Source organism: Vagococcus salmoninarum (genome assembly GCF_003987495.1).
Taxonomy (GTDB): Bacteria; Bacillota; Bacilli; order Lactobacillales; family Vagococcaceae; genus Vagococcus_D; species Vagococcus_D salmoninarum.
The window spans coordinates 79201-92114 of sequence record NZ_NGJU01000001.1; the positions used below are offsets into that span (position 1 = coordinate 79201).

Below are 12914 nucleotides of genomic sequence, written 5' to 3' on the forward strand. Positions count from 1 at the left end.
TTTTTGTGCATCGTCGAGGAATTGTAATAGAGGGTTCGAAGAACTAAGTATAGTAAAAAAAATTAAAGGTGGCGACTAACAGGTAAGCAAGAACAGTCTTGGAAAAACCAATTCCACCTAAGGCATATCAAACGGCTAATCATGTTTATATCAAAAAATTGGAAGGGGTTATTGATGCTAATCTCGGAGACTTGGTCATTACTGGTATTACAAATAAACCACGTTCTTTAAATTGAATGAATTTATTTATTTGAAGTAATGGTACTCGGTCAATCTAATCTTACATGTTTCTAGTTCGTCCTCAGAAAACAGTGAACTAAATTTTTCGCAATTATCCCAAACAACGGCTTCGACAGTCAAATCAAGTCGCTTATGCTCATAGAGTTTCATAAACCCATCTGATAATTGATTTCTGTTCAAGGGCCTGATCAGTTTCTTTACAGCAGCTAATGCCCCAATAGTGGCTACTTCTTGTATGAAATAAGTAGGTCGATAGATTTTTAAAGTCTCTTGTAAACTTTGGCGGATGACTTCTTCAAAGTCACTTTCTAAATTATTTTCTGTAGTCATGTTATTTTCTCCTGTCTTATTAAGTTAATCGTTATAGTTTGCGCTTTCATTCCTTAGTATATCATATAAAACAATCTATAATAAGCCTTAATGAGTGCAGAAAAACTTATCAGAGCATGTTATAATTGGTAGTGTATACGTAATTTAGAAAGTATTTAATTATCAAAAGTTAAAAATATAACTAATAAAAATCAGTAATTAAGGAAAGGCTGGCCCACTGAATGAGTAACTTTGAAATATTGGCCAAGGATTGGTCATTTTTTGCAACATTAGGCAAACAAGCAGAAGATAATATTTATCGAGATCCAAATGTAACACTTATTAAAGTACGTCAATTTGCGGAAAAAATGACGGAAGCTTTATTTGAATTAGAAACAATGACCTCTTTAAAAATTGGTACTCAGTTTGATAATTTACGCCACTTAGAAAGAGTCGGAGTTCTGGAAGGTGAGATAATATCCGTTTTTCATTCTATTAGAAAGAGTGGAAACGAAGCTGCTCATGGCGATAACTACGGAGATACTAAGAAAGCAATGATCACAGTTCGCTATGCTCATTATTTAGCTAATTGGTTTTTGGAAGTATATGGACCGTTAGAATTTGAACCAACAGAGTTTATTGAGCCCAAAGATATTGATAAGTCGAACGCAGACAAAATTGCTCACTTGAAAGTACAGTTAGAACTTGCTGAAAGTGAAAAAGAAGAATTTCAGGCACAACTTGAAAGAGCCGCTACTGATATGGAAGACGATCCTAAAGAACTTCGCCAAAAACGAAGAGAGCGATCAAAGGCTTATTTACGAAATGTTGAATTAAATGAAAAACAAACTCGTGTGATGTTTATTGACCCGCAGTTAAGGAATGCTGGTTGGGAAGTAAATACAGAGACATTGGATTGGCGTAAGGGAACACGTCCAGAAAAAAATAAAAATATGGCGATTTCTGAAATGCCAACCAAAAATGGTCGAGCGGATTATGGGCTTTTTATTGGGTTGGATTTAGTCGGTGTAGTCGAAGCTAAGAAGTATGGAAAATCAGTTTCTGGAGATATGGTTCAAGCTAAAGATTATTCACGTCAGGTTAGTGATTCCAGTGAGTTCAATATTTTAAGCGAGATTGATGAATACAAAGCACCTTTTATTTATGCGTCAAATGGAAGACCGTATTTAAAACAGCTTCAAGAGCGGTCTGGTGTTTGGTATTGGGATGCCCGAACTCCAAACAAACCAGCAGTTGCCTTGGAAGGGTGGCATAGTCCAGAAGATTTAAAACAAAAATTGATTGTAGACCAAACACAAGCTGAAGAAGAATTAAAAGAAGAACCGTATCAAAATTTTGCTGATCGCTATTATCAAATTGATGCGATTAAAGCAGTTGAACAGGGATTAATAGATAATAAACGTAAAATGTTACTGGCGCTGGCAACAGGTACTGGAAAAACGAGATTAGCGTTGTCCTTGATATACCGGCTAATTAAAACCAAGCGTGTTCGTCGTGTTCTTTTTTTAGTTGATAGACGCAGTTTAGGTACTCAAACAGCGGATGCATTAAAAGATATCAAGATTGATAATTTATCATATTCAGATATATATGATGTTAAAGAAATTGGAGATAATTTTCCAGAACAAGATACAAAGATTCAAATTACGACAGTGCAAGGAATGGTTCGGCGCTTGTTCTTTAAAGACGATAGTGAGGATAAGCTTTCAATTGGTACCTATGATTTTATTATCGTAGATGAAGCTCATCGCGGCTATACTGAGGATAAAGAGATGAGCGATGAAGAGTTAAATTTTCAAAATGAAAAGGACTATGTCAGTCAATATCGTCGAGTGATTGATTATTTTGATGCGACGGTGCTTGGAATGACAGCCACACCCGCTCTTCATACAACGCAAATATTTGGAGCTCCGATTTATACGTATTCTTATACTGATGCCGTTGTCGATGGTTACCTAATCGATCATGAGCCTCCTTATAAATTTGAAACGGAGTTATCTAAAAATGGGATTAAATTTGAGGCAGAAACTGAAGTTGACGTTTGGAATGATGAAACAAAAACGATTGATAAAGCTTATCTTAGTGATGAACTCAGTTTTGATGTTGATAAGTTTAATAAACAAGTCATTACTGAGAACTTTAACCGTGTAATCTTAGAAGCTCTAACTAATTATATTGATCCAAGTGAGCCAGGAAAAACGCTTATTTTTGCTGCCAATGACGAACATGCAGATATGATTGTTCGATTGTTGAAAAAAGCTTATCAAGATGAAGATATTGATGTCGATGATGCAATTATGAAAATCACAGGGTACCTTAGAAATCCTGATACGGCAATTAAACGTTTTAAGAATGAAAAAAATCCTAGTATTGTTGTAACGGTAGACTTGCTTACAACAGGGATTGATGTTCCCGAAATTGAAAACTTAGTCTTTCTTCGTAGAGTTAGATCGCGTATTCTTTATGATCAAATGCTAGGCCGTGCCACTCGTTTGTGTCCAGAAATTGGTAAAGAGGCTTTTAGGATATTTGATGCGGTGCAATTGTATGATTACTTACAAGATATTACTGATATGAAACCCGTAGTATCTGACCCAAAACAATCAATTCAAGAAATATTAGATAAAACAATTGAGGCAGATGATCCAGAGGAATTTGGTTACTTTAAAGCAGAATTAATTGCTAAACTCCAACGTAAAAAGCAACGTATAAGTGAAAAAGGCGCAAAGGAAATTAACGAGCTTAATAACATTGAAAGTTTGGACGCATGGCTTCAAAGCATTAAAACCATGACCCGTGAAGAACTCGAAGCACAAACTGAAAAAATTCAACGTGTTGCAGATTATCGGACCTTTAGGGAGCCTGTTGTTATCGCAACTCAGCAAGATGAATTAACAGCAGTTAATCGCGGTTATGGCGAAGAAAATGTTAAGCCAGGGGATTATTTAAATGAGTTTAATCAATTTATCCGAGATAATATCAACTTAATTCCTGCATTAGAACTCGTTGTTAGAAGCCCTAAAGACTTAACTTATCAAGATTTACGTGACGTTCAATTACGATTGAGAGAAAAGAGATTTGATGAAAAAGCCCTACAAGAAGCTTGGCGTCAAGAAAAAAGAGAATTTATCGCAGCTGATATTATCAGTTTTATTCGACAAGCTGCTTTAGGAACAGAGCTAATTGACCATGACACGCGAATAAAAAATGCGATGCAAAAAGTTTATGGCATGGACTCATGGACAAGGAAACAGTTGAAATGGCTTGAGAGGATTGAAAAACAATTACTTGAAGTCCCAGTCCTTGCCCCGACAGCGAAAGAGTACTTTGATGAAACGGATATCTGGCGAGACTACGGTGGCTACAAACTTGCTCTACGTAACATTGGAGAACAAGTTGATAATGTGATACAGTTATTGAATGAGCAGTTGTATGTATCTTAACGACACTGACTAGTTATGAAGGAAACAACGATTATAAAACCAAGATTATGAATGAAATTCATAACTGAATAGGGGTAGAAACACGTGACGAATAATGAGATTGTACAAAAACTATGGAAAATGGCTGATGTTCTTAGAGATGATGGGATTAGTTATCAAAACTACGTGACAGAATTAACTTATATCCTTTTTTTAAAAATGATGAAAGAACAAGGCGCAGAAGAGAATATTCCAGAAGAGTATCGTTGGGATGCGTTAGCGTCTAAAGAAGGCCTTGAACTAAAGAACTTTTATAAGAAGTTGCTACTTGATTTAGGCAATTCTAAGATTGCTAAAGATAGTCGCTTGAACAGTATTTATAATGATGCCTCAACGCATATAGATGAACCTAAAAACCTTGAAAAAATCATCAAAAATATTGATGAACTTGATTGGTATTCGGCTAAAGAAGAAGGCCTTGGTGATCTTTATGAAGGCTTGCTTGAAAAAAATGCGAATGAAACAAAATCAGGTGCAGGGCAATACTTCACACCACGTGTTCTGATTGATTTGATGGTTGAATTAATGGATCCTAAAAAAGGTGAAAAACTAAATGATCCTGCGGCAGGAACCTTTGGCTTTATGATTGCAGCTGACCACTACTTAAAAGAAAAATATGATGGTTACTTTGATTTGTCACCAGAAGAAGTGAGCTTTCAAAAAGAAGAAGCTTTAAGTGGAATGGAGTTAGTCTCTAATACACATAAATTAGCGATGATGAATGCCTTGCTTCATGATATTGAAGGCCGTCTAGATCATGGCGACTCGTTGTCTGCTAGTGGTAAGTGGATGAAAGGTTTTGATGTTGTCTTAACTAATCCGCCATTTGGGACGAAAAAAGGTGGCGAACGTGCCACCCGTGATGACTTGACGTATGAAACCAGTAATAAGCAATTGAACTTCATTCAAACGATTTATAACTCACTTAAACCAAATGGTAAATCGCGGGCAGCTGTGATTGTGCCTGACAATGTCTTATTTGAAGGTGGGGTAGGTGAATCAATTCGTCGTGATTTGATGAATAAATGTAATTTACATACAATTTTACGCTTGCCGACAGGGATTTTTTATGCAAAAGGCGTCCAAACAAATGTGCTATTCTTTGAACGTGGCAAGACAGACAAAAATAATACTAAAGACGTGTGGATCTTTGACATGAGTAATAACATGCGGACATTCGGTAAGCGGACACCTTTAATTAAAAAGGATTTTGACGAGTTTGTTGAGTGCTATAAGCGTGACGATATGGCGAACCGTGAAGAAACCTGGAGTGTAGAAAATACTAATGGCCGGTGGCGTAAATATAGCATGGAGCAAATTAATGCTCGCGATAATGCTAGCTTGGATATATCTTGGTTGGAAGCAGAGAATGACACCCTAGACTACTCAGTGACAGAGATGCTAGAATTGATGCAAGAGAAGTCAGATAATATCGCCACAGCAGTAACTCGCCTTCAAGAGTTGCTAGGTGAGGTGGAAGAATGATTGATACAAAAGCTTTACGTGATAAAATCCTTGATATGGCGATGAGTGGAAAATTAGTTCCGCAAGATGATAATGATGAGCCTGCAACTAAACTTTTAAATCGAGTTCTAACTGAAAATAAAAAGATGAACAAATGTGATAAAGAGCAAACAAAAATTTTTAGTAATGATGATGGTTTAAAATATGAGGAGACTCAAAATGGAACTATTAGAAGTGTTGTTTTACCTTTTGAATTTCCAGAGTGGTGGGAAGTACAAAGGTTTAGTACATTAATTTCATTGGTTAGAGGAAGCTCACCAAGACCAATTAAACAATATGTTACGGATTCCAAGAATGGTGTAAATTGGATTAAAATTGGTGATACCGTAAAAGACGAAAAATATATTGAGTCTACTAATGAAAAGATTACTGTTGAAGGTTCTAAAAAATCTAGAAGTGTAAATTCAGGAGACTTTATACTTTCTAATAGTATGAGTTTTGGAAGACCATACATCTTAAAAATTGATGGATTTATTCACGATGGTTGGTTTGCCTTAAGGAATTTTGAACAGTCATATGACTCGGATTTCTTATATTGGCTAATTTCATCTAAAATTGTAATGCAACAGTTTTCAACAAATGCAACAGGCTCAACTGTTAAAAATATAAACAGTGACATTGTAAATACAACATTTATGCCTTTACCCCCTTTAAATGAACAAAAGCGCATTGTTACTAAAATTGAAGAACTATTTAATTTAATCGATATTATAGAGAATGAATCGATTGCTTATGAGGTGATAGCCAAACAATTAGAGAGTAAAGTGCTTGATTTAGCTATGCAAGGTAAATTAGTGGGTCAGAATCCAGAAGATCAACCAGCAAGCAAATTGTTAGATAAAATTAGCACCAAAAAGAAAAAATTAATCGCTGATGGACTTATCAAAAAAGAGAAAAAACTAGCACCAATTACTGATGAAGAGAAGCCGTTTGGCATTCCTAAGAGTTGGGAATGGGCGAGGCTATCAAATATAGGTATTGTCACATCAGGTGGAACTCCTAAAACTAAAATTATAGAGTATTGGGATGAAGGGATTATCCCATGGATTACGCCTGCAGATATGGGAAAGCAAAAAGAAAAGAATATAAAATGGACCTCCAAAAAAATCACTGAAAAAGGCCTATCTAAGTCTTCTGCGCAACTGATTAGAAAAAAATCAATTGTTTTTTCGAGCAGAGCTCCGATAGGACATATTAATATTGTTAACTTTGATTATACGACTAATCAAGGGTGTAAATCTTTTACTCCGGTTTTAACTGATCTAGAATTTAGTTATTATGTTTTGAAAAGAATGACTAATTATATTGCTTCTAAAGGAACTGGAACTACGTTTAAGGAAGTATCGGGGAAAGTTTTTGGAGAAAGTCAAATACCTATTCCACCTCTAAACGAACAAAAACGAATCGTTAAAAAAATAGAAGAAGTATTTAAATTAATTAATTCATAACATAAAAAGAAGCGTTGAATTCGAAATATTATATCTCAGCCAAAATCAACCGATTTTCCAGCAATAACTTATGCATTAAATTCTTCCCTTTATCCGCATTATCCATGCTTTTTCCATAACGGGCAATCAGATTCACAACGTTACTGTGAGTTTCTTTTTTTATTTCTTTAGATCTATCCGAATCAAAAATAGAATATTTGAAAATTAGTTTAATTTTACTGCCGTAAATATCATACAAATCAAACAATGCTTGAAAATAGGAATAATCATAAATACCTAGTGAGTGACCGAAAAAGATGATTCGATCACAAGGTTCGGGTAAGAGAAAACTGTTATTACCATGACCATTCATTTTTGATTCTAACAGTCGCGATGTCTTAGAAAAAAGATAAGCAGGGCTGTTAGGCTCTAACTCAGTGTGATCAAAGCCGAAAATAGTATTTCTATTATCACACTGACCATGAATATTATTTAGAGACATAATATTAGCATGGTTTAACCCAGAGCTGGATGGACTAGTGTAGTTGAAATTTAAAAGCGTTACTCTCAATGTAGATTTTAATCCAGGATTAATATTAATCTCATCTGACAAAATATTATTTAATAAACGCAGGCTTCTGTCAGAGTAATCACTTTCAGCTGATTCACTTTGTTTTTCTATATAGTCAGCGAAGTAAAATTCGTAAGAGACAAGCTCTGCCATTAACCAGTCATGAATGTCTAGTTTTTCTTTGCCCATTGAAGTTACTTTAGAAACATATGTGATAAAAAGTATGAACGTAACTAAATCATGCTGCCAGTTGGTAAGTGTGCTATCTAGATCAAATTTATTATTTAATATTTTATTAATTCTGCCAGTAATATTTTCTGCTTTTGAAATGAAAAATTCAATAGCTTCTTCCACATTACGCCATAAAACTAAGTCTCCATTGTTAAAAGAATAAAAGGTTAAAAGGATTTCCCAAGTATTTAATGAGCTGTGATAAACATGAAATTCCTGATGATAGAAATCATAATATACGGAAGAACCATGTGGATAGATAATACTATGAGTGGGGAAGAGATACTGTTTACAATCTTTTTCTAATTTCGCCACATTATTATTTTCACGACACTTATAATCATAATAATTCGAATAAGAACTCTTCAAACCACAAGACAAATCAAAGCCGTTCCCTAAAATCAATAACACATTATCGGACAAACAAACACTCCTAACGAATTCAGTAGTTATGATTAATAAAATCGAAAAAAGCATAGTATTAATCACGGTATATCTAATCATAGACCAATGACCATTCAACATCAATGTTAATAGTTGAACGTAAGGCGTAAAAAACAAACAAGTGTGGCACAACTCACAAGTTAATTGGGAGTTGCGTTATTGTTTTTTTGGAAAGTTTTATTTCCCTATTGACTTAATTTACGTAACGTAGAATATTCTTCATTTGTTCATCGGTTATATTATCGTCAATATGAGCTGCAGTTGTATATTGCTTATGAGTTAATTTTTTTTTCCTCTGCTGTAATGTAACCTGCTAACTCCATTAATTCATTAATATTTGTATTATCAGCAAATGAGTATGCTTATTTTAAAAAAATATCTATCTGATAGTTGTATTTCTTATCCAGTTCTTCGACCAATCCCTTTAACTAAATTACTTAAATAATTATGATTGATATTAGTAAGTTCTAATATTTCTCTGTGTGAAAGTAATATTTTTAGATTATATATTCTTCACCTATATTTTTGTTTTTTAGAAAATAGGTGTGAATAATGTGGATCTACACTAAAATTATTCATCCTAAACAAATATTACAATATTGTAATCATTCTTTTTTGAAGTTTTTGTGTATAATGTGCTTATTATGAACGAAGTGGAGGAATTTATTATGAAAAAAAATTTTTTTAGTTGGGGAATTATAGTACTTATAAGCATATTTATGGTTGGGAATACATCTGCATTTGCTATAAACAGTATCGAAAATGAAGATTTCTTAACAGAAAAAGCATTAAACGATTTAGACTTGCTTTCTGAAGAGTCGTTTACTGATGAATTTATCCTTCCGGAGTTAGATGAAGATGACGTTTTTGAAGTTGAAATGGGCGGAGACGTAATCACACCCCTAGTACGTGCAAGAACTCGAGACGTTATTAAAATTGATGCTAAAATAAGTTCTAAAACTGTAACTATTTCACTCTCTAATATAGGTAATACTATTGTGAACTCTTATAGTGCAACACTCAATATAGAAAGTTCTTCGCGTTGGAGCCCAAATAAAGCCTTGCCTGTCAAATCTACAAAAAAAATATTTCTCTCAAGACTTTCTCCTTGTTTCAAAAAAACTTATAGTTTTCCATATGAACAAAGATATTCTAAAAATCGATTTACTTTGAATGGTAGTTCAAAACATAGTAGTGGCCGAGCATATTTAAAAACGGATAACTTTTATAAAAATTTAACGGATGCCAACCTTCCTGCTTGGAACAGAGGGACGTTCATGAACAAAGCAACATCTTTGGATTACCACCATTATAAACATCGTTATGAGGTTGGCTCAAAAAATATTTGGGAATACTATTCTATGGCTGTTTTTGAGCGACAACGTCCCCTGTATAATAAAACTCTTTATTATTACAATAAAACCTACCAAGGAGGTAACAAATACACTCGTAAACAGTCACCTAGGCGGTACATAATATTAACAAATTTATTTAGAGAAGGTCCAAGCATTTTAAGCTTTGGCGGTAGATAAATATATTTTTAAAGAAAGGAGTATCGATATGTCCAATGTATTTTTTGGTTTTACTCTTGAAAAGCAAGATGAAACTATCCAATTAGACGTGGATTTATTAAATTATATGCTTGATTCTCTATATTGGATAAACACTACTTGGGTAGATTCTAAAACTCATCAAGGATTTGATATGTTTGGTGTTTCAACAATATCAGAAGATATCCCTAAGTTTAAGCACATTATTTCATCTTGGATAAATGTTTTTGAATTAGGGACTGATAAAATTACACTGACAGTAGATTTTGATATACATAAACTAGATTTTCAAAGGGTTACATTTAATAAAAAAGATGTTTTGAAAACCTTAATGCAAATTGTCTCTTTATGTGATAAAGCTATTTCGACACAGGATAGTATAATGGTTTTGGGAATATAAAAATCACAGATTTAATTGAAAATGTAAACTATATGATTGATAAAGTTATTTAAAGTCAACAACTAGACATATGTTTGCTGATAAAATAGTAGTATATATTTAGTGGCGAAATCCAACTACATAAATTGAATACATCTTACTTCAATAGTGTCTTTTTTCTTGTTACAAGGTATCATTGTCATAAGGAGTGATGTTTAATGAATTGGAAAAAAGGATTTATAGGGTTCTCAGTTCTTTTGCTATTATTAGGATCTTTTGGTATTTATAAATTAAATGATATGCAAGAAATAAAGAAGGAAAATAAACAAATATCAAATAAGTTAAAAGCCCTTGATTCCGCTCATGAAAAATCAAAGAAGGAATTGCAGAATAAAGAATCAGATATTGAGAAAATCAATAAAGAGTTAGAAAAATCTAAAAAAGAGCTAGCAGTCTCTCAAGAAATTACAGTTAATAATGATCAAGCAGAATATAACCACTTAGAGCAAGAAGTTAACGCTAAATATCATGAGGGGGCAGATATGGGGATGACTCATGCAGAAGCCTATGGAATACCGTATGTTGACGAACAGTTGCCAGGTGATCATATAGCTAATATTACTGATGAAGAGGCTAATGAAAATGTAAGAAAAAGAGATGAATTTGCTGCAAGCTTTGAAGCGGAGCATGGCAGACAACCGACATCGGGAGAAATACAATCTCAGTGGGCAAAAGAGCAAGGTTATGAATAAAATATTTCCTTTAGAAAATGACTTAAATGATATATATAAATTAAAAACAGTTTATTTTAATGATTTAGAAATTTTTATGAAAGCTAATAGATTTAAAACGTGTAAAATGATAGAGTAATGCCATTTACCTAACAATGACAAGCTCAGTCGCATAAGTCATGAAATCCCTGGATAAATATTGATAGACAGGTATTATAAAGGGAAAGTTTAGCTGACTTGTTAAAAAAAAATCTTGGATTCCTAGGATGATGCTCAATGTAGGTAACCTAGTTTATGGAGAGTACTTTAAAAAATCTTAGATCATAACCTCTATCAGATTTAATGAAAAAGCACAGAGTAGATGTTTAATGACGTATCACGTAGGAAAGACTGAAAAGTTTGATAAGTAATGATTAAAACTAGATAAGTTCGTAAGTTGAATCATTTTGAAGTAGTTAGCGAAAATATCGAAGGGATAACTAATACTAGAATAGTGATTGGAGTAATTATCGGTTTTAACTTATCACCGCAGCCGTTGCTCACTAAAAAAATTAATAAAACTACAAACATCGTAACAAATCCTAAAGAGCCCAAAACATTATTTTATCAATGTTTCGGGCTCTTTTTTCACAAAATAACATTCTGACAAAAAAACCTAGCTCACCCTTGACCTTTGGGCTACTCTAAGGTTTATACTGTATATGAGGTGAGGAAATGACGGAAGGATTAGTAACAATCTCAGAATTAGCAAAATTATTTGAAATCAATCAACATACTATAAGACATTACGAAGCTAAAGGCTTATTATTACCGCTGGAAATCAGTGGGAATGGTTATCGAAAGTATGGTTTGTCAGAAGCCTATAAACTATCATTTATTTTGTTTTTAAAAGAACTTGGTTTAAGTCTAAAGGAAATTAAAAGCATAATTGAGAGTGGATCTAAAACTGATTACACAGAAATGCTGATCGCTAGAAAAACTAAAATAATTGCAGAGCAAAAACGTTTAGACATATTAAGTCGGCAAGTTGATGAGCAGATTGAACTAAGCCAGAAAGTAACACCGAAACATTACCTTCTCAAAGAGACAGTCAAACTGACATGTCTGCTAACAAAATCAATTGAAGAGAGTGTTAATCTTTCCGATCTCCTTGAGGTCGGGCTTGAAAAAGAGCTGTTAATGGGTAAGGTATATTACTTAATCCGTGAGAATAGCTATGATGTATGTATTGAAGCAGTTAGTGGTAAGGCTTTCGAGCTTGCTGCTGGTATATATGACCTTGAACTCCTTGAAGTCACTAACGAAGTTGAATTAACTCTTGAGTTGGAGCGATTAGCTCAAAAAAGTGGTCTGCCGTTAATAGCTATAGAAGATAGTGAGCGCTTTTTAGCTTCAGGAGACCATTTATCGCTGAAAGTTTTAGGTGAGAAAAATGCTTAAAATTGAAAAAATAGCTGAATTAAGCCAAGTTGAATTAGAGCTTTTGTACATAGGATTTCAGCAAAAATGGGAAAAACTGCTTAAGAAAAAGACGTTTCAAGAGTTTTGTCGTTTGTATCAAAGCACAGATTCTCGGGAAAGATATTATCGGATTATGGAAGCTGGCGAATTAGCAGGAGTCTTTGGGATTAGCGGTTTTTTTTCAAGAAAGAAGCAAGTTAAAGGTCACAAAAAACAAGTGTCTGATTGGCGCTGGTATTTTGGCAAAGAGCTCTTAAATGATTCAGTAGCCAGAAATGAATGTTACTTATCATTTTTAGTCATTGGTAATGCCTTTCAAGGTCAGGGCATTGGCAAGGCATGTTTACAATTTATTGAGGAGCAGTCCCGAGAGAAAGCAGAAATTAAATGTGTGACTCTCTTTGTTTCGACAAGCAATCAACGAGCAATTGCGCTTTATAAAAGGGCTGGGTTTGAGGTTGACCGAAAAGTAAGTTCCCTGTTAACGAAGTATTTCGTTGATGAAAAAAGTTGGTATAAAATGAAAAAAAGACTCCGTTAAGAG

10 protein-coding genes are annotated in these 12914 nt (G+C 33.8%); 8 read left to right on the forward strand and 2 right to left on the reverse strand.

What is annotated here, in order from left to right; genetic code table 11:
* Positions 1–246: 246 nt before the first annotated feature.
* Positions 247–570 carry a hypothetical protein gene (locus tag CBF35_RS00410; protein ID WP_126777910.1) on the reverse strand — a complete coding sequence of 108 codons (324 nt, stop codon included), beginning with the start codon at positions 568–570 and terminating at the stop codon, positions 247–249.
* A gap of 221 nt (positions 571–791) precedes the next feature.
* Here CBF35_RS00410 and hsdR point away from each other — a divergent pair, with 221 nt between their 5' ends.
* The 3 genes from hsdR (at position 792) to CBF35_RS00425 (ending at position 7024) form a co-directional block, all read left to right on the forward strand.
* The gene (gene hsdR / locus CBF35_RS00415) at positions 792–4013 is read left to right on the forward strand and encodes a type I restriction-modification system endonuclease (RefSeq protein ID WP_126777911.1); all 3222 of its coding nucleotides are present in this window, start codon (positions 792–794) and stop codon (positions 4011–4013) included.
* 84 nt (positions 4014–4097) lie between these two features.
* Positions 4098–5537: a class I SAM-dependent DNA methyltransferase gene (locus CBF35_RS00420; RefSeq protein ID WP_126777912.1), complete on the forward strand. Its 1440-nt coding sequence runs from the start codon at positions 4098–4100 to the stop codon at positions 5535–5537.
* Positions 5534–7024 (forward strand): restriction endonuclease subunit S, encoded by a 1491-nt coding sequence (locus CBF35_RS00425; protein WP_126777913.1) that lies wholly within the window; start codon positions 5534–5536, stop codon positions 7022–7024. The genes CBF35_RS00420 and CBF35_RS00425 overlap by 4 nt, the downstream gene beginning before the upstream one ends.
* Positions 7025–7052: 28 nt before the next feature.
* On the opposite strand, the gene CBF35_RS00430 is transcribed toward CBF35_RS00425, so the two are convergent.
* On the reverse strand, positions 7053–8228 hold the full coding sequence (locus CBF35_RS00430) for an AbiH family protein (RefSeq protein WP_170174665.1): 1176 nt from the start codon (positions 8226–8228) through the stop codon (positions 7053–7055).
* 689 nt (positions 8229–8917) lie between these two features.
* On the opposite strand from CBF35_RS00430, the gene CBF35_RS00435 reads away from it, so the two are divergent.
* The 5 genes from CBF35_RS00435 (at position 8918) to CBF35_RS00455 (ending at position 12911) form a co-directional block, all read left to right on the forward strand.
* Positions 8918–9781 carry a hypothetical protein gene (locus tag CBF35_RS00435; protein WP_126777915.1) on the forward strand — a complete coding sequence of 288 codons (864 nt, stop codon included), beginning with the start codon at positions 8918–8920 and terminating at the stop codon, positions 9779–9781.
* Between the two features lie 28 nt (positions 9782–9809).
* Positions 9810–10199, forward strand: a complete 390-nt coding sequence (locus CBF35_RS00440; protein WP_126777916.1) for a hypothetical protein — start codon at positions 9810–9812, stop codon at positions 10197–10199.
* A gap of 197 nt (positions 10200–10396) precedes the next feature.
* Positions 10397–10930, forward strand: coding sequence for a hypothetical protein (locus tag CBF35_RS00445; protein ID WP_126777917.1), 534 nt, complete (start codon positions 10397–10399; stop codon positions 10928–10930).
* A gap of 693 nt (positions 10931–11623) precedes the next feature.
* Complete coding sequence (locus tag CBF35_RS00450) at positions 11624–12349, forward strand: MerR family transcriptional regulator (protein ID WP_126777918.1); 726 nt, start codon at positions 11624–11626, stop codon at positions 12347–12349.
* On the forward strand, positions 12342–12911 hold the full coding sequence (locus tag CBF35_RS00455; RefSeq protein WP_126777919.1) for a GNAT family N-acetyltransferase: 570 nt from the start codon (positions 12342–12344) through the stop codon (positions 12909–12911). The genes CBF35_RS00450 and CBF35_RS00455 overlap by 8 nt, the downstream gene beginning before the upstream one ends.
* Positions 12912–12914 lie beyond the last annotated feature (3 nt).

Coding starts and splice junctions, on each gene's coding strand:
- CBF35_RS00440 (WP_126777916.1), top strand. CDS start 9,810: ATGTCCAATGTATTTTTTGGTTTTACTCTTGAAAAGCAAGATGAAACT.
- CBF35_RS00425 (WP_126777913.1), top strand. CDS start 5,534: ATGATTGATACAAAAGCTTTACGTGATAAAATCCTTGATATGGCGATG.
- CBF35_RS00435 (WP_126777915.1), top strand. CDS start 8,918: ATGAAAAAAAATTTTTTTAGTTGGGGAATTATAGTACTTATAAGCATA.
- CBF35_RS00410 (WP_126777910.1), bottom strand. CDS start 570: ATGACTACAGAAAATAATTTAGAAAGTGACTTTGAAGAAGTCATCCGC.
- hsdR (WP_126777911.1), top strand. CDS start 792: ATGAGTAACTTTGAAATATTGGCCAAGGATTGGTCATTTTTTGCAACA.
- CBF35_RS00450 (WP_126777918.1), top strand. CDS start 11,624: ATGACGGAAGGATTAGTAACAATCTCAGAATTAGCAAAATTATTTGAA.
- CBF35_RS00455 (WP_126777919.1), top strand. CDS start 12,342: ATGCTTAAAATTGAAAAAATAGCTGAATTAAGCCAAGTTGAATTAGAG.
- CBF35_RS00445 (WP_126777917.1), top strand. CDS start 10,397: ATGAATTGGAAAAAAGGATTTATAGGGTTCTCAGTTCTTTTGCTATTA.